18 protein-coding genes and 1 tRNA gene are annotated in these 19,063 nt (G+C 54.4%); 12 read left to right on the forward strand and 7 right to left on the reverse strand.

Going from position 1 to position 19,063, the window contains the following annotated elements; genetic code table 11:
- Positions 1-129: 129 nt before the first annotated feature.
- The gene (gene alaC, locus ABGB15_RS06925; RefSeq protein ID WP_215723797.1) at positions 130-1,368 is read left to right on the forward strand and encodes an alanine transaminase; all 1,239 of its coding nucleotides are present in this window, start codon (positions 130-132) and stop codon (positions 1,366-1,368) included.
- Between the two features lie 61 nt (positions 1,369-1,429).
- Here the strand turns inward: alaC and ypdK are convergent, their stop codons facing one another.
- The 4 genes from ypdK to ABGB15_RS06945 form a co-directional block, all read right to left on the reverse strand.
- Entirely contained in the window at positions 1,430-1,501 is a 72-nt protein-coding gene (ypdK, locus tag ABGB15_RS06930) for a membrane protein YpdK (RefSeq protein ID WP_099458937.1), read from the reverse strand.
- Between the two features lie 357 nt (positions 1,502-1,858).
- On the reverse strand, positions 1,859-2,815 hold the full coding sequence (gene lpxP / locus ABGB15_RS06935) for a kdo(2)-lipid IV(A) palmitoleoyltransferase (protein ID WP_152081756.1): 957 nt from the start codon (positions 2,813-2,815) through the stop codon (positions 1,859-1,861).
- A 226-nt stretch (positions 2,816-3,041) separates the two neighbouring features.
- Positions 3,042-3,116, reverse strand: a tRNA-Arg gene (locus ABGB15_RS06940).
- 75 nt (positions 3,117-3,191) lie between these two features.
- Positions 3,192-4,121 (reverse strand): formate/nitrite transporter family protein, encoded by a 930-nt coding sequence (locus ABGB15_RS06945; protein ID WP_152081755.1) that lies wholly within the window; start codon positions 4,119-4,121, stop codon positions 3,192-3,194.
- 314 nt (positions 4,122-4,435) lie between these two features.
- Between ABGB15_RS06945 and mlaA the strand changes: the two genes are divergently transcribed.
- Positions 4,436-5,188 (forward strand): phospholipid-binding lipoprotein MlaA, encoded by a 753-nt coding sequence (mlaA, locus tag ABGB15_RS06950; RefSeq protein ID WP_152081754.1) that lies wholly within the window; start codon positions 4,436-4,438, stop codon positions 5,186-5,188.
- Positions 5,189-5,232: 44 nt separating this feature from the next.
- On the opposite strand, the gene fadL is transcribed toward mlaA, so the two are convergent.
- Positions 5,233-6,516 (reverse strand): long-chain fatty acid transporter FadL, encoded by a 1,284-nt coding sequence (gene fadL, locus ABGB15_RS06955; RefSeq protein WP_152081753.1) that lies wholly within the window; start codon positions 6,514-6,516, stop codon positions 5,233-5,235.
- 372 nt (positions 6,517-6,888) lie between these two features.
- Here fadL and ABGB15_RS06960 point away from each other — a divergent pair, with 372 nt between their 5' ends.
- The 4 genes from ABGB15_RS06960 (at position 6,889) to sixA (ending at position 11,571) form a co-directional block, all read left to right on the forward strand.
- On the forward strand, positions 6,889-7,173 hold the full coding sequence (locus ABGB15_RS06960; protein WP_215723798.1) for a YfcZ/YiiS family protein: 285 nt from the start codon (positions 6,889-6,891) through the stop codon (positions 7,171-7,173).
- A gap of 245 nt (positions 7,174-7,418) precedes the next feature.
- A complete protein-coding gene (gene fadI / locus ABGB15_RS06965; RefSeq protein ID WP_215723799.1) occupies positions 7,419-8,729 on the forward strand; it encodes an acetyl-CoA C-acyltransferase FadI in 1,311 nt (436 codons plus the stop codon).
- Positions 8,729-10,876, forward strand: a complete 2,148-nt coding sequence (gene fadJ, locus ABGB15_RS06970) for a fatty acid oxidation complex subunit alpha FadJ (protein WP_152081750.1) — start codon at positions 8,729-8,731, stop codon at positions 10,874-10,876. The genes fadI and fadJ overlap by 1 nt, the downstream gene beginning before the upstream one ends.
- A 209-nt stretch (positions 10,877-11,085) precedes the next feature.
- Positions 11,086-11,571, forward strand: coding sequence for a phosphohistidine phosphatase SixA (gene sixA, locus ABGB15_RS06975; RefSeq protein ID WP_215723800.1), 486 nt, complete (start codon positions 11,086-11,088; stop codon positions 11,569-11,571).
- Positions 11,572-11,620: 49 nt separating this feature from the next.
- Here the strand turns inward: sixA and smrB are convergent, their stop codons facing one another.
- Entirely contained in the window at positions 11,621-12,172 is a 552-nt protein-coding gene (smrB, locus tag ABGB15_RS06980) for an endonuclease SmrB (RefSeq protein WP_152081748.1), read from the reverse strand.
- Positions 12,173-12,317: 145 nt separating this feature from the next.
- On the opposite strand from smrB, the gene prmB reads away from it, so the two are divergent.
- Genes prmB through ABGB15_RS07010 form a run of 6 tightly spaced genes read left to right on the forward strand, consistent with a single transcriptional unit; the run spans position 12,318 to position 16,865 of the window.
- Positions 12,318-13,250, forward strand: a complete 933-nt coding sequence (prmB, locus tag ABGB15_RS06985) for a 50S ribosomal protein L3 N(5)-glutamine methyltransferase (RefSeq protein WP_023312578.1) — start codon at positions 12,318-12,320, stop codon at positions 13,248-13,250.
- Positions 13,251-13,309: 59 nt separating this feature from the next.
- On the forward strand, positions 13,310-14,395 hold the full coding sequence (aroC, locus tag ABGB15_RS06990; protein ID WP_152081747.1) for a chorismate synthase: 1,086 nt from the start codon (positions 13,310-13,312) through the stop codon (positions 14,393-14,395).
- Positions 14,396-14,397: 2 nt separating this feature from the next.
- A complete protein-coding gene (gene mepA / locus ABGB15_RS06995) occupies positions 14,398-15,222 on the forward strand; it encodes a penicillin-insensitive murein endopeptidase (RefSeq protein WP_215723801.1) in 825 nt (274 codons plus the stop codon).
- Positions 15,222-16,031, forward strand: coding sequence for a sulfite exporter TauE/SafE family protein (locus ABGB15_RS07000; RefSeq protein ID WP_152081745.1), 810 nt, complete (start codon positions 15,222-15,224; stop codon positions 16,029-16,031). Before mepA ends, ABGB15_RS07000 begins: the two co-directional genes overlap by 1 nt.
- A complete protein-coding gene (locus ABGB15_RS07005) occupies positions 16,031-16,576 on the forward strand; it encodes an elongation factor P hydroxylase (RefSeq protein ID WP_152081744.1) in 546 nt (181 codons plus the stop codon). The genes ABGB15_RS07000 and ABGB15_RS07005 overlap by 1 nt, the downstream gene beginning before the upstream one ends.
- 13 nt (positions 16,577-16,589) lie before the next feature.
- Positions 16,590-16,865, forward strand: a complete 276-nt coding sequence (locus tag ABGB15_RS07010; RefSeq protein ID WP_152081743.1) for a YfcL family protein — start codon at positions 16,590-16,592, stop codon at positions 16,863-16,865.
- Positions 16,866-16,962: 97 nt separating this feature from the next.
- Here the strand turns inward: ABGB15_RS07010 and mnmC are convergent, their stop codons facing one another.
- Entirely contained in the window at positions 16,963-18,960 is a 1,998-nt protein-coding gene (gene mnmC / locus ABGB15_RS07015) for a bifunctional tRNA (5-methylaminomethyl-2-thiouridine)(34)-methyltransferase MnmD/FAD-dependent 5-carboxymethylaminomethyl-2-thiouridine(34) oxidoreductase MnmC (RefSeq protein WP_215723802.1), read from the reverse strand.
- Positions 18,961-19,063 lie beyond the last annotated feature (103 nt).

Genomic DNA, 19,063 nt, shown 5'->3' on the forward strand with positions numbered 1-19,063 from the left:
TTAGGGTGAAATCTTTTTTTTGGTTTCCCTCTCGACAGCACCTTTTTTTTCAGGTTATTTTCTAAACACGCCACATCGGTGGCAGCGTCGCTCGGACGGTCCGGGCGCTAACGTGAATCTGAGGAATCTATGGCTGAATTCAGTCCTGAACGCCGTTTTACGCGTATCGATCGTCTCCCCCCTTATGTTTTCAATATCACTGCTGAACTGAAAATGGCTGCGCGTCGGCGCGGCGAAGACATTATCGACTTCAGCATGGGTAACCCTGACGGCCCTACACCACCGCATATCGTCGAGAAATTGTGTACGGTTGCCCAGCGTCCCGATACGCATGGCTACTCAACCTCTCGCGGCATTCCTCGTTTACGTCGTGCGATCTCTCGCTGGTATCAGGAGCGTTATCAGGTGGATATCGATCCCGAAAGCGAAGCGATTGTTACCATCGGTTCGAAAGAGGGCCTGGCCCACCTGATGCTGGCTACGCTGGATCATGGCGATACCGTGCTGGTGCCAAATCCAAGCTACCCGATCCATATTTACGGTGCGGTGATTGCCGGTGCGCAGGTTCGTTCTGTTCCGCTGGTGGAAGGCGTTGATTTCTTTAACGAACTGGAACGCGCAATTCGTGAAAGCTACCCGAAACCGAAGATGATGATCCTCGGCTTCCCGTCAAACCCGACGGCCCAGTGTGTGGAACTCGATTTCTTTGAGAAAGTGGTTGCGCTGGCAAAACGTTACGACGTGCTGGTGGTTCACGATCTCGCCTACGCCGATATTGTTTATGACGGCTGGAAAGCGCCCTCCATCATGCAGGTTCCGGGCGCGCGCGATGTGGCGGTAGAGTTCTTTACGCTCTCGAAAAGCTACAACATGGCAGGCTGGCGTATTGGTTTTATGGTCGGTAACAAAACGCTGGTGAATGCGCTGGCGCGTATTAAGAGCTATCACGACTACGGCACATTCACACCGCTGCAGGTGGCTGCAATTGCCGCCCTGGAAGGTGACCAGCAGTGTGTGAAGGATATTGCCGCACAGTATAAACGCCGTCGCGATGTTCTGGTAAAAGGGTTGCATGAAGCGGGCTGGATGGTGGAAATGCCAAAAGCATCCATGTACGTCTGGGCGAAGATCCCTGAACCTTACGCGGCAATGGGCTCACTGGAGTTTGCCAAAAAACTGCTGCAGGACGCGAAAGTGTGCGTCTCTCCGGGCATTGGCTTTGGTGATTACGGTGATACCCATGTGCGCTTTGCGCTGATTGAAAACAGCGACCGCATCCGCCAGGCGATAAGGGGAATCAAAAGCATGTTCCGCGCTGACGGGCTGCTATCGTCGTCAGCGGCGAAATCCACTGCCGAACAACCGTGACGTAAAGATCATAAAAAAACAGGCGCGAATAGCGCCTGTTTTTTTTTACTGCATATCTTTGCTAGATCATCAGGGCAAAGGTTCCGGCCCAGACTAAAACAATCACCGAAATGCCCATAAAGAAATATTTCACGTTTCATCGCTCCGCGTATCTTGTGGTACGCATAAAAAAACAGAGTCCACCTGAGTATAGAGAGTTGAAATCGCGTTAAGCGGGAAATAGGAATTGTCCCGTTACGTCACCGACTCCAGCTCAGAATTCTGTGCTTTCCTGTTGCCAGACGGCGCTAATGTACGCTTAAAAAAGAAGGGTGACAAGAGGTGATTTTTTAAATAATTTCCGAGACTTACGAGTGTCGTGGAACGGCGACAGTTTGATTTCAGGACGCAATAAATTTGCTTTGAGCGAAGGGGAGGGAAACAGTAACCCGACGTAATGACAGGTGATTGAAAAGGTTAGTTTCTTAGCGAAACTAACCTTCGGAAAGGCTTAGATATAGAGTGAGGATTCGCCAATCGGGCGAGTTTTAAAGCGGCGGTGCATCCACAGATACTGTTCAGGTGCACGCATAATTTCTGTTTCGATCACTTTGTTAATGAAGGCGGCGGCTTCGCATTCGTTTTCCGGGTAGTTCGCCATCTCAGGTGAAATGTGCAGGCGGTAACCGGATTTATCCGCTTTTCTCACCATAGTGACAGTCAGCATCGTTGCGCCGGACAGGCGTGAAATCACAAACGTGCCGTTGGTTGTGGCAACATTCTGTACCGCAAAGAAGGGGGCAAAACTGCTGCCTTTGCGCCCGTAATCCTGATCCGGTGCAAACCAGACGGCTTCGCCTTTCTTCAGGGCACCCACCATGCCGCGCAGGTTATTACGGCTGATCATCGCCTTATTGGAGCGCATACGACCGCGCGTTTGTACCCACTCCATCAGCGGACTGTTGTGCGGACGATAGGTTGCCATCATCGGCTGGCAAAGGCCCATCACGCGGCCACCCAGTTCCAGTGACATAAAGTGAACTCCGACAACCATAACGCCACGGTTTTGCATCTGGGCACGTCTCAGGTTATCCAGACCTTCAACGTCAAACCATTTACGGACACGCTCATCTGGCCAGAACCACGCCATGCCTGTTTCCAGCAGTGCCATACCGATAGATTTAAAGTTTTCTGAAATCAGCTTCTCACGCTGTTCCGCATTGTATTGCGGAAAGCAAAGCTCAAGATTTTTACGGGCTATAGATTCACGACGTTTAAGGAAGTGACGCGATGCGCTACCAAGTTTTGAACCCAGCACACGAAGCACAGGGTAGGGTAGTTGAACCAGCAGCCAAAGCACGCCAAGACCAAACCATGTAAACCAGTAACGCGGATGCAAAAATGCGCGTTCGAAATTGGATTGAGACAAAATAGTGAAACCTATGTAAAGCCGGTGAAAGTAACGCATATTGCGATACCACGTGCCAATTAGACCGTAGGACAAGGTCATGGTTGCAGGCTTTACCGATCTTTACGGCGTTACCTGGCCATTGCTGACGTTGGGTGGGCGGCATAATGTAGCACCGTTACTGATTATGTGCTATCGATCGTTTTTGACTAAAAAAGCGGCAGGTACGGAGGTGATTGATTTATAGGGTAAAAGATGAGCTTCAGAAAAGAAATTCAAGGAGTGCTGGTGTCCCCTGCAGGAATCGAACCTGCAACTAGCCCTTAGGAGGGGCTCGTTATATCCATTTAACTAAGGGGACGAGGCGGCAAGAGTATAGCGTTATTTACACTTTGCGTTAAGCGTATCGCCGCCTGACTGCTCAAAGAGTCACCATTCAGGCCGATTTTTTTGCAGCTTTATCATCACTTTCCTGTGCTTTAAGCTCGGCCTTACGCTTGTTAGACATATCGTTGCGGATCTGTGCATGGCTCAGAAGAGCGAAGATAAAGGTTCCGCCGCAAATATTCCCTGCGAGGGTAGGAAGGGCGAAAGGCCAGAAAAAATCGCTCCAGTGCAGTGTGCCGTTAAAGACCAGATACAGTATTTCAACCGTACCGACCACAATGTGTGTCGTGTCGGCCAGCGCAATTAGCCACGTCATCAAAATGATCACCACTATCTTTGCGCTGCCTGCGGAGGGGAACATCCACACCATGGTGGCAATGATCCAGCCGGAGATAATGGCATTTGAGAACATTTCGAGAGGCGTATTTTTCATCACGTCCATACCGATTTTCACAAATGCATCCCGTGTGGGTTCATCAAAAATCGGCATATATTCAAAAGCCCATGCCGCGACCCCCGTACCGATGAGATTCCCCAACAGCACGACGCTCCACAGACGCATCAGTAAACCGAAGTTTCCGAGGGTAGGGTTTTGCATGACGGGCAGAACGGCCGTCACGGTGTTTTCTGTGAACAGTTGCTGGCGGGCCATAATGACGATGATAAAGCCGAAGGTGTAGCCAAGGTTCTCCAGTAAAAATCCCCCCGGTACGCCCTCAAGCTGAACGTGAAATATCCCTTTTGCCAGCAGGGAAGCGCCCATCGACAGACCGGCTGCAATAGCGGACCACAACAGCGCCATCGCATCACGCTCCATCTCCTTTTCACCATCCTGACGAATGTGCTCATGAATGGCCATGGCACGCGAAGGGAGGCGGTCCTCATCTATTTCTATCTTCTCGCCGCGATCCTTTTCCTCACTCTCAATTTCATGTTCCTCATTCCTCTCGCCAATTTTTTCTTCGTTAACGTCTTTCATAACCACTCCGGCAGAAAATCTTTCTATTAAGCGTAGCGGCTTTTGATGGAATCCCCGTGGGGATGCTCTTAAATTGGCGTGAATGGCAACAAAGGTGATACATCTCCTTCAAAGCCATTATAAAATTGCCAGCGAAACGAATTCTTAAAGTCAGGCTATGCTGAGATCAGCGTGACGGTGTTTTCCGTCTGTAACTGTACTCATAGACATCGTGAAACGTGCTGTTACAATCACTTGCACGTTTTGAGACGGAGCGTCAGGCGCTCCGTTACGGATGGCAATCAACGATAGCCATACTGAACAGGGAGATATTTATGAAACTTCGGCTGTCGGCGCTTGCGCTGGGCGCAACGATGCTTGTGGGCTGCGCCAGCTCTGGAGAGCAAACGGGACGCTCCGATCCTCTCGAAGGATTTAACCGTTCAATGTATAGCTTCAACTATAACGTGCTGGACCCTTACGTGGTTCGTCCGGTGGCAGTTGCCTGGCGCGATTACGTTCCCCAACCTGCGCGCAACGGGCTGAGCAATTTCACCAGTAACCTGGAAGAGCCTGCGGTGATGGTGAACTTTTTCCTGCAGGGCGATCCGTATCAGGGCATGGTGCATTTCACCCGCTTCTTCCTGAACTCACTGCTGGGGATGGGCGGCTTTATTGACGTCGCCGGTATGGCGAACCCGAAACTTCAGCGTGAACAGCCGCACCGTTTCGGCAGCACGTTAGGGCACTATGGCGTGGGGTATGGCCCTTATGTACACCTGCCATTCTACGGTAGCTTCACCGTGCGTGATGACGGGGGGGATATGGTGGATACACTTTATCCGGTGCTGTCGTGGCTGACCTGGCCGCTGTCGATTGGGAAATGGACGGTGGAGGGTATCGAGACCCGAGCACAGTTGCTCGACTCCGACGGCCTGCTGCGTCAGTCTTCTGACCCGTATATCATGGTGCGTGAAGCCTACTTCCAGAACCATGACTTTATTGCCAATGGCGGCAAGCTGAAGCCGGAAGACAATCCGAACGCGAAGGCAATCGAAAACGAATTAAAAGATATCGATTCGGAATAAACAAAAAAGGTGAGCGATGCTCACCTTTTTTAATGCCCGCGTGATTAGAACGCGTAGTTGAAGTTCGTACCGAACAGCCAGGCTTTACCTTCAGAGGTAAACTCGTAAGGGCCTTCCTGGAACGTCACTTTCTGACCGTGCATATAAGAGACGCCCGCATCGATTGATGCATTCTCGTTGAAAGCGTAGGTTGCACCAGCACTCAACCAGAAGCGGTCCTGATCCGGAATGGAGATGGAACGCTTGTCAGCCGGAACCGGGCTGTCATCAAATGCGATACCGGTACGGAATGTCCAGTTATCATCCATATAGTAGGTTGTACCCAGCGCAATACGGTAGGCGTCGTGGAAACTTTCGTCCTTATAGAACAGCGTCTGGCCGTTGTTGCCAGTTGCTTTCAGCTCCTGGAACTGGCTCCAGCTGGTGTATGCCAGGCTATAGTGAATGGCCCACTGTGGCGCGACGCGGTTGTAACCGGAGACTTCCCACATTTCTGGCAGATGCAGTGACAGTGAACCTGGTACGGTTTGGCCGGACGTCCCCCATGGGATTGTCGTGCCTGCGCCTGGAACCATGCCGTTTACCGGGCTCAGGATGCCGCTTTTGTAATCGCCATCGAAATCAATTTTGACTTCTGAGCGATAGGTCAGACCCCAGCGGTTATTTTTGTCCAGCTCATAGAGAATACCTGCGTTCCAGCCGTAACCCCATTCATCGCCTTTGAGGCTGGCGATTTTACTACTGTTTTTCGGCAGTGCAGCTGTTTGTTCACCGGAATAACGCTCGATTTTTGCATCAGCGTAGACGGCATCAAAGCCCAGACCAAAGCTCCAGTTATCGTTAAGACGATACGCACCGCTCAGGTTAAGGTTCAGCGTCGTAAGATCGGTTTTACCGCCGTATTCACCCGCCGGATAGTTACTGTTGAACTCCGTAGCCAGGCCATAGTTAGAGGTTACGGAGGCACCCCAACCAAATTGCTCATTGATAGGGGCGACGAAGTGCAGGTTAGGAACCCACGCGGTTGGCGCAATATTATCCGCTTTCAGGCTTGCGCCAGTGAATGGCGACTTACCCGAAATGTTGACATCTGGATCGATATAAACAGCACCGGCGGAGAAAGTCGGGCGATCAAACATCATGATCAGTGCAGGGTTACGACTCGCGTTACCTGCATCATCAGCAATTGCACCTTCCCCGGAATACGCACGGCCAAGGCCAGAGGAAGAAAATTCGTTTAACTGGAAGCCCGCTGACCAGGCGGACGTTGAGACGATTGCCACTGCAACTGCTAACGCAGTCTTTTTGAACAGGGTTTTCTGGCTCATGACCATAACCTCATTGAGTTATTTTTATTCAATAATTGTTACATACCGTAACAGGAGCGCGAAGTGTAGGGTCTGAGGTATTACATACAAATCAGACCAGTGGCGTGAGTATAGGTCTGACCAGCTAGAATGTTGCAAGTTTGTTTATTAATATTTTCAGAGATGTTTCTTGAAACGAGATCTGGTTGGCAAAATTGTGACCATCACTGCTCACCCAAAAAGGTGAATTTTGTTTTAGATCATTTTTTAGTGTGATATTGGTCACTTATCCGATTTTGCCTCATTAACGGCTGGAGGGAGCCAGCGTCGGGGCGTAAAATATCAGCATCGTGTTTATCTCGCGCCACGCGCGAATACAGAGGAAATTGAGCTATGAGTAAATGCAGTGCTGATGAAACCCCGGTTTGCTGCTGTATGGATGTTGGCACCATTATGGACAACACCGATTGCACCGCCTCTTACAGTCGTGTGTTCACTGACCGCGCTGAAGCGGAAGAAACCCTGGCCGCGCTGAGCAAACGTGCGCGCGACGTTGAATCCGATCCGTGTGAAATCAAGTCCACCTTCACCGAAGTGGAAGGCGGTGTGAAGCTGGATATCGACTTTGTATTCGCTTGTGAAGCCGAAACGCTGATTTTCCAGCTGGGCCTGCGTTAATCCTTTTTGCCCGGCGGCGCTTCGCTTGCACGGGCCTACGATCGTGTAGGCCGGGTAAGGCAACGCCTCCACCCGGCAACAAACCGCACAAATGCCTCTGCCATGCAGGGGCATTTTCTTTTTCTTCTCTGTGTCTTAGCTCGCACTTTTTCGTTTCCCCGATTGGCTCAATGTAAAAAAATGGTTAAGACTGTTATCAGGTCAGACCACTTTATATGTGTGAAAAAATTTTACAGGGGAGTGTTATGAGTCAGGCATTACCGCTTATCACCCGACAAGGTGACCGCATTGCCATTGTTAGCGGCCTGCGCACGCCATTTGCGCGCCAGGCGACCGCCTTTCACGGCGTCCCGGCTGTCGATCTGGGGAAAATGGTGGTGGGGGAGATGCTGGCTCGCAGCGAAATACCACCAGAGGTCATTGAGCAACTGGTCTTTGGCCAGGTGGTTCAAATGCCGGAAGCGCCAAATATCGCGCGTGAAATTGTCCTCGGCACGGGAATGAATGTCCACACCGATGCCTACAGCGTCAGCCGCGCCTGTGCGACCAGCTTCCAGGCGGTGGCGAACGTAGCGGAAAGTCTGATGGCAGGCACGATCCGCGCCGGGATCGCCGGCGGGGCGGACTCCTCCTCAGTGTTGCCTATAGGCGTTAGTAAAAAGCTGGCGCGCATCCTGGTGGACGCCAACAAAGCCCGCACGACCGGACAGAAACTCAAACTCTTCTCTCGTTTACGCTTGCGCGATCTCATGCCTGTTCCCCCTGCGGTGGCTGAATATTCCACCGGCCTGCGTATGGGTGACACCGCTGAGCAGATGGCGAAAACCTACGGTATTACCCGCGAGCAGCAGGATGCACTGGCGCATCGCTCGCATCAGCTCGCCGCAAAAGCCTGGTCGGAAGGCAAACTGGCCAATGAGGTGATGACCGCCTACATTCCGCCTTATCGCGAACCGCTCGCGGAGGATAATAATATCCGCGGCACCTCGACGCTGGCAGATTACGCAAAACTGCGTCCGGCGTTTGACCGCAAGCACGGCACCGTCACGGCGGCCAACAGTACGCCACTGACGGACGGCGCTGCCGCTGTGATCCTGATGACAGAGTCCCGCGCGAAAGAGCTGGGCATCAAACCGCTGGGCTATCTGCGCAGCTACGCCTTTACGGCGATTGACGTCTGGCAGGACATGCTGTTGGGGCCTGCCTGGTCAACGCCGCTGGCGCTGGAGCGCGCGGGGCTGACCCTTTCTGATATAACCCTGATTGACATGCACGAAGCCTTTGCCGCGCAGACGCTGGCTAACCTGCAGTTGCTGGCAAGCGAACGTTTTGCGCGCGATGTTCTTGGCCGCGCTCACGCCACCGGAGAGGTGGACGAGAGCAAGTTTAACGTGCTGGGCGGCTCGATCGCCTACGGTCACCCGTTTGCAGCAACAGGCGCGCGTATGATCACGCAAACATTACACGAGTTACGTCGCCGTGGCGGCGGATTTGGTCTCGTCACCGCCTGTGCGGCGGGCGGTCTGGGCGCGGCTATGGTTCTGGAGGCTGAATAATGGATATGCCATCTGCGTTTAATTTGACGGTTCGCCTCGATAACGTTGCCGTTATCACTATTGATGTGCCGGATGAAAAGATGAATACCCTGAAGGCCGAATTTGGCGTTCAGGTGCGCGGGATGTTAAAGCAGATCCGCGAGAACAAAGCGATTCGGGGTCTGGTCTTTATCTCAGCCAAGCCGGATAACTTTATTGCCGGGGCGGACATTAACATGATCGCCCGTGCGCAAAGCGCGCAGGAAGCCGAAGATCTGGCGCGTCAGGGGCAGCAGGTGATGGCGGAGATCCATGCGCTGTCGATTCCAGTTATCGCGGCAATCCACGGCGCGTGTCTGGGCGGGGGGCTGGAGCTTGCGCTGGCCTGCCATAGCCGCATTTGTACTGACGATGCCAAAACCGTGTTGGGCTTGCCGGAAGTGCAGTTAGGGCTGTTGCCAGGCTCTGGCGGAACGCAGCGGCTGCCGCGTCTGGTGGGCGTCAGCACGGCGCTGGAGATGATCTTAACCGGTAAACAACTTCGCCCTCGTCAGGCCCTGAAAGCAGGGCTGGTTGACGAGGTGGTTCCGCATTCGATTTTGCTGGAGGCCGCCGTTGAGCTGGCGCTGAAAGGCCGTCAGGCCAAACGTCCTTTGCCGGTGCGCGAGCGCATTCTGGCCGGGCCACTGGGGCGAGCCCTGCTGTTCAGGATGGTCGGCCAAAAAACCGAACAAAAAACCAAAGGTAACTATCCGGCGGCAAAGCGAATTCTTGAGGTTATCGAAACCGGGTTATCTCAGGGCAGCAGCAGCGGTTATGCCGCAGAAGCAAAAGCCTTTGGCGAACTGGCGATGACCCCGCAGTCCCAGGCGCTGCGCAGCATTTTCTTTGCCAGCACTGAGGTGAAAAAAGATCCGGGAAGCGAAGCTGAACCTGCGCCGCTGCATGCCGTTGGGGTGCTGGGCGGGGGCTTGATGGGCGGCGGGATCGCATTTGTAACCGCCAGCAAAGGCAAGTTGCCCGTGCGAATCAAAGACATTAGCCCAAAAGGGATCAACCATGCGCTGCAGTACAGCTGGCAAAACCTTGATCAAAAGGTCAAGCGCCGCCATATCAAGGCAAGCGAACGAGATAAGACCCTGGCGATGATTACCGGCACCACGGATTACAGTGGTTTTGCACATCGCGATCTGGTTATCGAAGCGGTATTTGAAGATCTGGCGCTCAAGCAGCAGATGGTGGCGGACGTTGAACAGCACTGTGCGCCGCACACCATTTTTGCCTCAAATACGTCGTCATTACCGATTGGCGACATCGCGGCGAAAGCCGCACGACCGGAGCAGGTGATTGGCCTGCACTTCTTTAGCCCGGTCGAAAAGATGCCGCTGGTGGAAGTGATACCGCACGCCACGACCAGCCCGCGAACCGTTGCCACCGTGGTAAAGCTCGCGAAAAAGCAGGGCAAAACGCCAGTCGTGGTAGCGGACAAAGCAGGCTTTTACGTCAACCGGATTCTGGCACCGTATATCAACGAGGCGATGCGGCTGTTGACGGAAGGGGAGAAGATCGAACACGTCGATGAGGCGCTGGTAAAGTTTGGTTTCCCTGTTGGCCCAATCCAACTTTTGGATGAGGTAGGAATAGACACCGGCACTAAAATTATACCTGTGCTGGAAGCCGCTTACGGCGATCGTTTTAGCCCGCCTGCAAACATTGTTTCCGCAATTTTGAAGGACGATCGCAAAGGCAGAAAAAATGAACGCGGTTTCTATCTTTACGCTGCAAAAGGGCGTAAAAGCAAGAAACAGGTCGACCCTTCGGTTTATGGGCTTATTTCGGCCACTGGTCAGGGAAAACTGTCGGCGGTTCAGTGTGCTGAGCGCTGTGTCATGATGATGCTTAACGAGGCGGCTCGCTGCTTTGGTGAGCAGGTTGTCAAAAGCGCGCGCGACGGCGACATCGGCGCTGTGTTTGGTATTGGTTTCCCGCCGTTTCTTGGCGGCCCGTTCCGTTACATGGATTCCCTCGGGGCGGGTGAAGTGGTTGCGATCCTGCAACGTCTTGCCACGCAGTACGGTCCACGGTTTACACCGTGTGATGAATTATTGCAGATGGCGGAACGGGGCCAGACATTTTGGCCTGCAAGGGAAACTGTCCTCGTAAGCTGAGGTCAAAGAAGGGTAAATTCTGAGGTGAATGAACCTGTTCTGGCGAATTTGTAAACAGAGATTGACTATACTTACGCCATTGAGGTAAAAAACAGCGTTTCATTCACCGAATGGATCAGGCACAATGCCCGGCCATCGGGTTTTCTACCTCGCAGCGGTAAACGCAGGTCGTCAACGCCGGTGATTCTGGTTAACAAAAGCGGTGCAATATGCAAGTTTTTATCATGCGTCACGGCGACGCGGCACTCGATGCCGCCAGTGACTCAGTACGTCCTTTGACAGTCTGTGGCTGCGACGAATCCCGTCAGATGGCTACCTGGCTTAAAGGTCAAAAAGTGGACATTGAACGCGTTCTGGTGAGTCCGTTCCTGCGTGCAGAACAGACGCTGGATGTGGTCGGGGAGTGTATGAACCTGCCAGACAACGCAGATGTTCTCCCTGAACTCACCCCGTGTGGTGATGTCGGTCTTGTGAGTGCCTATCTCCAGGCGCTGTGCAACGAAGGTGTCGCTTCCGCGCTGGTTATCTCTCACCTGCCACTGGTTGGCTACCTGGTGTCTGAACTGTGCCCTGGCGAAACGCCACCGATGTTCACCACGTCCGCCATTGCCAACGTCACCCTCGACGAAACCGGCAAAGGGGTCTTCAACTGGCAAATGAGCCCATGCAACCTGAAGATGGCAAAAGCGATCTGACGTGACGTGTGATCCAGCGGGATGCAGCGATTTGCCTCCCGCTGTTCTGTCAGAGCAACTCAGGCGGCTGCCACTCCTCAACTTCAATCAACACCAGCAATGCGGCATCTCCGCCGTACTCTTTCGGTGCCTGATGAAAAGCCATCACGTGTGGATGCTGAGCCAGCCACAGCGGCGTCTGTTGCTTAAGAATATGTTTACCGTGGCCATGCATCACGCAGGCGCAAAACACATGTTCGCGGCGACAGGCGGCAATCAACGCGCCCAGCTCCTGTTTCGCCTGCATCTGCGTTAAGCCATGCAGGTCGAGAAACAGCTCTGGCGAATAATCGCCACGGCGTAACTTTTTCAGTTCGAAATGGCTGACGTCTTCCCGTACGTACTTCACGGCCCCCTGTGTGTTAAGCAGCGGCTGAAATTCGTCTGAAAAATAGTGGCTGTTATCCGCCTGCTCCTGAAGCAGACGTTTGACCGGTACTTCGGTGATTTTTTTGCGCAGCGGGCGGTGGACAATGGTGTCCTGTTTGATTTGACGCGTCCCGGTCATGAGCTGTCGGAAGAGCGCCTGATCCTCCTCGTTAAGCGTGGTTTTCTTTTTCATTAGTCCGTCTCATCTCTTATTTCCCTCAGTGTACCTGACTAAACGCATTTTTTAACCTCAAGCGGTACGCGTCATTGCTGATTTATCCCCGTCTTCATGGCAAACTAGCCGCCGAAAATTATGCGAGCATGCCCTGGAGGAAAGAGTGGATAAAATTTTTGTCGATGAAGCAGTAAACGAGCTGCATACCATACAGGACATGTTGCGCTGGTCGGTAAGCCGCTTCAGCGCCGCGAATATCTGGTACGGGCACGGTACTGATAACCCGTGGGATGAGGCGGTCCAGCTGGTGCTGCCGTCTCTCTATCTGCCGCTGGATATCCCGGAAGACATGCGCACCGCGCGCCTGACCTCCAGCGAAAAACACCGCATTGTTGAGCGCGTGATCCGCCGCGTGAACGAACGCATTCCGGTTGCCTATCTGACCAACAAAGCCTGGTTCTGCGGCCACGAGTTCTACGTCGATGAACGCGTGCTGGTGCCGCGCTCCCCGATTGGCGAGCTGATTAACAACCACTTTGAAGGCCTGATTAACCATCAGCCTCAGCACATTCTCGATATGTGTACCGGCAGCGGCTGTATCGCGATTGCCTGCGCTTACGCCTTCCCGGAAGCGGAGGTGGACGCAGTGGATATCTCTACCGATGCGCTGGCCGTGACCGAGCACAACATCGAAGAACATGGGCTGATCCACCACGTCACGCCAATCCGTTCTGACCTGTTCCGTGACTTGCCAACCCTGCAATACGATCTGATTGTGACTAATCCGCCTTACGTCGATGCGGAAGACATGTCCGATCTGCCAAACGAATATCGCCACGAGCCGGAGCTGGGGCTGGCGTCAGGGTCTGACGGCCTGAAACTGACGCGCCGTATTCTGGCCTGCGCGCCGGATTATCTGACCGATGACGGCGTTCTGATTTGTGAAGTGGGTAACAGCATGGTACATCTGATAGAGCAGTACCCGGATGTGCCGTTCACCTGGCTTGAGTTCGATAACGGCGGTGACGGCGTCTTTATGCTGACTAAAGCGCAGCTTCTCGACGCGCGCGAACACTTCAGTATCTATAAAGATTAATCCAGCGGGCTTCGGCCCGTTCACAACGCTCAAACACAAATAACGACATCGGAGCCGTGATGGCAGGAAACAGTATTGGACAAGTATTCCGCGTGACCACCTTTGGTGAGTCGCACGGGCTGGCACTGGGTTGTATCGTTGATGGCGTACCGCCTGGCATCGAACTGACCGAAGCAGATTTACAGCACGATCTCGACCGTCGTCGTCCGGGCACCTCTCGCTACACCACGCAGCGTCGCGAGCCGGACCAGGTTAAGATCCTTTCCGGCGTTTTCGAAGGCCGCACCACCGGCACCAGCATTGGTCTGCTGATTGAAAACACCGATCAGCGTTCCCAGGATTACGGTGCCATTAAAGACGTATTCCGTCCGGGCCATGCCGACTATACCTACGAGCAAAAATACGGCTTCCGCGACTATCGTGGCGGCGGACGTTCATCCGCGCGTGAAACCGCGATGCGAGTGGCGGCCGGGGCGATTGCCAAAAAATACCTGCAGCAGAAATTTGGCATCGTGATCCGCGGCTGTCTGACCCAGATGGGCGACATTCCGCTGGCGATCAAAGACTGGGACCTGGTTGAACAAAATCCGTTCTTCTGCGCTGATGCAGACAAGCTGGATGCGCTGGACGAACTGATGCGCGGCCTGAAAAAAGAGGGCGACTCCATCGGAGCCAAAGTCACCGTGGTGGCTGACGGCGTACCGCCAGGCTGGGGTGAGCCGGTATTTGACCGCCTCGACGCTGACATCGCCCACGCGCTGATGAGCATTAACGCGGTGAAGGGCGTGGAAATTGGCGACGGTTTTGACGTGGTTCAGCTTCGCGGCAGCCAGAACCGTGACGAAATCACGAAAGACGGTTTCCAGAGCAACCATGCGGGCGGCATTCTGGGTGGTATCAGCAGCGGACAGCAGATTATTGCCAACATTGCGCTGAAGCCGACCTCCAGTATAACCGTACCGGGTCATACCATTAACCGCTCTGGCGAAGAAGTTGAGATGATCACTAAAGGGCGTCACGATCCTTGCGTGGGTATCCGTGCGGTGCCGATCGCAGAAGCGATGCTGGCGATCGTGCTGATGGATCACTTCCTGCGCCAGCGCGCGCAGAATGCGGATGTGACGACCACCATTCCACGCTGGTAAACATGAAAAAAACCGTAATCGCTCTGCTGGCACTGCTTGCCAGTGGAGCCAGTCTGGCCGCCACCCCCTGGCAAAAAATCACCCACCCGGTGGCGGGAAGCGCGCAGTCTATAGGCGCTTTTTCCAACGGCTGTATTGTCGGCGCACAGGAACTTCCTTTGCAGTCTGACACTTATCAGGTGATGCGAACCGACCAGCGCCGTTATTTCGGCCACCCGGACCTGGTGCTGTTTATCCAGCGTCTGGGCAACCAGGTATATAACCTGGGGCTGGGCACGATGCTGATTGGCGATATGGGCATGCCTGCCGGAGGACGTTTTAACGGCGGGCACGCCAGCCACCAGACCGGACTGGACGTAGATATCTTCCTGCAGTTGCCGAAAGCGCGCTGGAGTTCTGCACAGCTGTTGAAACCACAGGCGCTGGATCTGGTTTCGCGCGACGGTAAACGCGTGGTGCCATCACTCTGGTCACAGGATGTGTCCAGCATGATCAAGCTGGCGGCGAAAGATAACGACGTTACGCGAATTTTTGTTAACCCGGCGATTAAGCAGCAGCTCTGTCTGGATGCCGGAACCGATCGCGACTGGCTACGCAAAGTGCGTCCGTGGTTCCAGCATCGTGCGCATATGCATGTCCGTCTGCGCTGCCCGGCGAACAGCCTTGAATGTGAAGATCAGCCACTTCCACCGCCAGGCGATGGCTGTGGTTATGAGCTGCAAAGCTGGTTTGAACCCGCCAAACCTGGAACCTCTAAGCCTGAGAAGAAGACACCGCCGCCGTTGCCGCCTTCCTGCCAGGCGCTACTGGATGAGCATGTACTTTAATGGATAATTTCGTCGATCTGTTTATGGTGTCACCGCTGCTGTTGGCGGTGCTCTTTTTTGTTGCGATGTTAGCCGGGTTTATCGATGCGCTGGCGGGCGGCGGCGGTTTACTGACCGTTCCGGCACTGCTGGCGGCGGGCATGAGTCCCGCTCAGGCGCTTGCCACCAACAAGTTGCAGGCTTGCGGTGGCTCACTCTCTGCGTCACTCTATTTTATTCGTCGCAAAGTGGTGAGCCTCGCCGATCAGAAACTCAATATCCTGATGACCTTTATCGGCTCGACCTCAGGCGCGCTGCTGGTTCAGCACGTGCAGTCTGACATTTTGCGCCAGATTTTGCCGGTGCTGGTTATCTGTATTGGCCTCTACTTTTTGCTGATGCCGCGGCTCGGTGAAGAAGACAGGCAGCGTCGTCTGCACGGTCTGCCGTTTGCGCTGATCGCTGGTGGCTGTGTCGGTTTTTACGATGGCTTCTTTGGTCCAGGTGCTGGCTCGTTCTACGCGCTGGCGTTTGTGACGCTTGCTGGTTTTAACCTCGCCAAATCCACTGCCCATGCCAAAGTGCTTAACGCCACCTCCAACGTTGGCGGCCTGCTACTGTTTATCATTGGCGGCAAAGTCATCTGGGCAACCGGGTTTGTGATGATGGCAGGACAGTTTTTGGGCGCGCGCGCGGGCTCGCGTCTGGTATTAAGTAAGGGGCAAAAGCTCATTCGCCCGATGATTGTTGTGGTCTCGGCGGTGATGAGTGCCAAACTGCTCTATGACAGCCACGGACAGGAGATCCTCCACTGGTTGGGGATGAACTAATGAACAGTACGCATAACTATGAACAGTTAATTGAGATTTTTAACGGCTGCTTTGCCGACGATTTTAATACCCGTCTGATTAAAGGCGACGACGAACCGATCTATCTTCCTGCAGATGATGAGGTTCCCTACCATCGCATCGTGTTCGCACACGGCTTCTATGCCAGTGGCTTACATGAGATTTCGCACTGGTGTATTGCGGGGAAAGCGCGTCGCGAGCTGGTGGACTTCGGTTACTGGTATTGCCCGGACGGGCGTGACGCCGCAACGCAAGGGCAGTTTGAAGATGTTGAAGTGAAACCCCAGGCGTTCGACTGGCTGTTCTGTGTGGCGGCAGGTTATCCGTTCAACGTCAGCTGTGACAACCTCGAAGGTGACTTCGAGCCAGACCGTATTGTTTTCCAGCGCCGCGTTCATGCGCAGGTGATGGAGTACCTTGAAAAGGGCATCCCGGAACGTCCGGCGCGCTTTATCAAGGCATTACAGGATTATTACCACACGCCGGAAATTACGGCGGAATGCTTCCCGTGGCCGGAAGATCTTTAACAGAGGAAAGAAGATGATCGCAGAATTTGAATCACGCATTCTGGCGTTAATTGATGACATGGTGGAACACGCCAGTGATGATGAGCTGTTCGCCAGCGGTTATCTGCGTGGTCACCTGACGCTGGCAATCGCCGAGCTGGAAGCAGGGGACGATCACTCTGCCGAAGCGGTGCACGAAGAAGTCACCCGTAGCCTGGAGAAAGCTATCCAGGCCGGTGAACTTTCTCCACGCGACCAGTCACTGGTGCTGGGCATGTGGGACAATTTGTTCCAGCAGGCTAAACGCTAAGCCATCGTATTCCGCCCGGTGGCGCTGCGCTTACCGGGCCTACGAATATCCCCTCTCCCTGTGGGAGAGGGTTAGGGTGAGGGCACCAGGCCGCACTTTACTTAACCATTTTCCCCTTCAGCAGCTTCCGCACCCACAAGCGATTCGGATTCAGTCCCGCAAGCGTAACCCTGTCCAGCGGGATCGGCTCGCCGCTCATTTGCGCGGCCAACACTTCAGCCAGCAACGGCGCTGAGCACAACCCTCGTGACCCTAATCCACCCAGCATAAACAGTTCCGGATAGACCGGTGCGCTCATTGCCGTATCCCGGTTTTCTGCAAGGGCCCGATAGGCCTCAAGCGTTGCCTCGTAGTCCGGCACATTTCCTGCCATTGGCAGGTGATCGCGGGTGGCACAGCGCACGCCACAGCGCGCTTCACCTGCGCTGATATCAACCTCTTTCGCCCAAACAGCCTGCGGGAAACAGTCAAGCAAGCGTTGACGGTTTTGCTGCTGATCCGCTTCGCTGTAATGCGTGTCCGTTTTACCGCGATGGTAACTGGCACCTATGCAGTGATGACTGTCAGACGGGTTTTGTGGCGTCAGATAGCCGTCATAACACAGCACCTGGCGAAGTTTCTCCAGCGTCGGCGCTGACGGAATATGGCTCACCTGACCGCCGACCGGATAAACCGGCAATGCCTCTGTCTGGATAAACTGGCTGACGTTATGCCCGTTCGCCAGCACCACGCAGGGATGCTGCGCTTCTTTGCCATCAGCAAAACGCAGATTCCAGCCTTCTGTCCGGCTAAGCGATTCAACTTTATGCGCGTAGTGCACCGTCAGCCCACGTGATTGTGCCAGGGCTATCGCCGCAGCCGTCAGTTTAGCCGGGGACAGCCAGCCACCGAGCGGGTACTGAATACCGCCGCAGCCGGTATCGACGCCAGTAGTTTCAGCGACCTGCTGCGCATTCACCGCGCGGGCGATCGCTTGCGGCAGACCCAGGGACAGCATTTGCGCGATTTTCTGCTGGCTTTTCTCGTCCCAGCCGAGCTGCGTCACGCCGCACCAGTCATGGTCGAAGGTCACTGGCAGCATGTCATACAGACGACGGGCGAAAGTAAACGCCGCCGGGAAGAACTGGAACAGTGCAGGATCGTGAGCGCTCAGCAGGGGATAGAGTGCCCCCTGGCGATTTCCCGACGCGCCATTCGCAGGAGCGGCGTCGGCGCAGTAGAGCGTAACCTGCCAGCCACGCTGCAACAGCGCAAGCGAAAGCAGGGCGCTGGCGATCCCTCCGCCGATTATCGCCACCTCACGTGATGTGCTGGCGCTGCGTGCAAACCAGGGAGCCTGAGCGGGGAGCGCCAGCGTCTGATCCATTCTTCCGACCAGCATCTCGCGCTTGCGGCCAAAGCCTTTGGTCTTTTGCAGGGTAAAACCGGCCTCCTGCAACCCGCGGCGGACAAAGCCTGCCGAGGTAAACGTCGCAAGTGTTGCGCCAGGACGCGCCAGACGAGCCATCGCAGTAAACAGATGCTGACTCCACATGTCCGGGTTTTTCGCAGGTGCAAAACCGTCCAGGAACCACGCGTCCACTTTCTGATTCATTGAGTCGTCGAGTTTATCGGTCAGATCGTTGATGTCCCCCAGCCATAAATCGAGGGTGACGCGCCCGCCGTCCAGCAGCAGGCGATGACAGCCGCCAATGGCCGGAGGCCACTGCGCCTGGAGTTGTTCCGCCCACGGTGCAAGTTCCGGCCAGTGCTGATGAGCAAGCCGCAGATCGTGTGCGGTGAGCGGAAATTTTTCGAAACTGATGAAATGTAATCTTTGTAGCGTAGCCTCAGGATGGGCGGAGCGAAACCGATCAAACGCCTGCCAGAGGGTCAGAAAATTCAGCCCGGTTCCGAAACCGCTTTCCGCCACGACAAAAAGACTGCGTGGATGGGTCGGAAAACGGACGCTGAGACGGTTTCCTTCAAGGAAAACATAACGGGTTTCTTCCAGTCCGTTATCATTAGAAAAGTAGACGTCATCAAAATCTCGGGAAACAGGTGTACCCTCAGCGTTGAATTCGAGGTTGGCGGGTTGTATAGCGTTTTGTTTCACGTAAGTTACTCGTCTGACAGGCAGTGGCACGATCTTAACGATGTGAGCCTGAGGGTGCAAATTTCCACAGAAAATGGCTGATCGGACTTGTTCGGCGTACAAG

The sequence above is a fragment of the Enterobacter sp. MALB-1 genome (assembly GCF_041021625.1).
In the GTDB taxonomy this organism is placed as follows: domain Bacteria; phylum Pseudomonadota; class Gammaproteobacteria; order Enterobacterales; family Enterobacteriaceae; genus Enterobacter; species Enterobacter oligotrophicus.

Bases quoted from the DNA above. Each gene is read 5' to 3' on its own strand.
- alaC (WP_215723797.1), top strand. From the start codon at position 130: ATGGCTGAATTCAGTCCTGAACGCCGTTTTACGCGTATCGATCGTCTC.
- lpxP (WP_152081756.1), bottom strand. From the start codon at position 2,815: ATGCGTTACTTTCACCGGCTTTACATAGGTTTCACTATTTTGTCTCAA.
- ABGB15_RS06945 (WP_152081755.1), bottom strand. From the start codon at position 4,121: ATGAAAGACGTTAACGAAGAAAAAATTGGCGAGAGGAATGAGGAACAT.
- mlaA (WP_152081754.1), top strand. From the start codon at position 4,436: ATGAAACTTCGGCTGTCGGCGCTTGCGCTGGGCGCAACGATGCTTGTG.
- fadL (WP_152081753.1), bottom strand. From the start codon at position 6,516: ATGAGCCAGAAAACCCTGTTCAAAAAGACTGCGTTAGCAGTTGCAGTG.
- ABGB15_RS06960 (WP_215723798.1), top strand. From the start codon at position 6,889: ATGAGTAAATGCAGTGCTGATGAAACCCCGGTTTGCTGCTGTATGGAT.
- fadI (WP_215723799.1), top strand. From the start codon at position 7,419: ATGAGTCAGGCATTACCGCTTATCACCCGACAAGGTGACCGCATTGCC.
- fadJ (WP_152081750.1), top strand. From the start codon at position 8,729: ATGGATATGCCATCTGCGTTTAATTTGACGGTTCGCCTCGATAACGTT.
- sixA (WP_215723800.1), top strand. From the start codon at position 11,086: ATGCAAGTTTTTATCATGCGTCACGGCGACGCGGCACTCGATGCCGCC.
- smrB (WP_152081748.1), bottom strand. From the start codon at position 12,172: ATGAAAAAGAAAACCACGCTTAACGAGGAGGATCAGGCGCTCTTCCGA.
- aroC (WP_152081747.1), top strand. From the start codon at position 13,310: ATGGCAGGAAACAGTATTGGACAAGTATTCCGCGTGACCACCTTTGGT.
- mepA (WP_215723801.1), top strand. From the start codon at position 14,398: ATGAAAAAAACCGTAATCGCTCTGCTGGCACTGCTTGCCAGTGGAGCC.
- ABGB15_RS07000 (WP_152081745.1), top strand. From the start codon at position 15,222: ATGGATAATTTCGTCGATCTGTTTATGGTGTCACCGCTGCTGTTGGCG.
- ABGB15_RS07005 (WP_152081744.1), top strand. From the start codon at position 16,031: ATGAACAGTACGCATAACTATGAACAGTTAATTGAGATTTTTAACGGC.
- ABGB15_RS07010 (WP_152081743.1), top strand. From the start codon at position 16,590: ATGATCGCAGAATTTGAATCACGCATTCTGGCGTTAATTGATGACATG.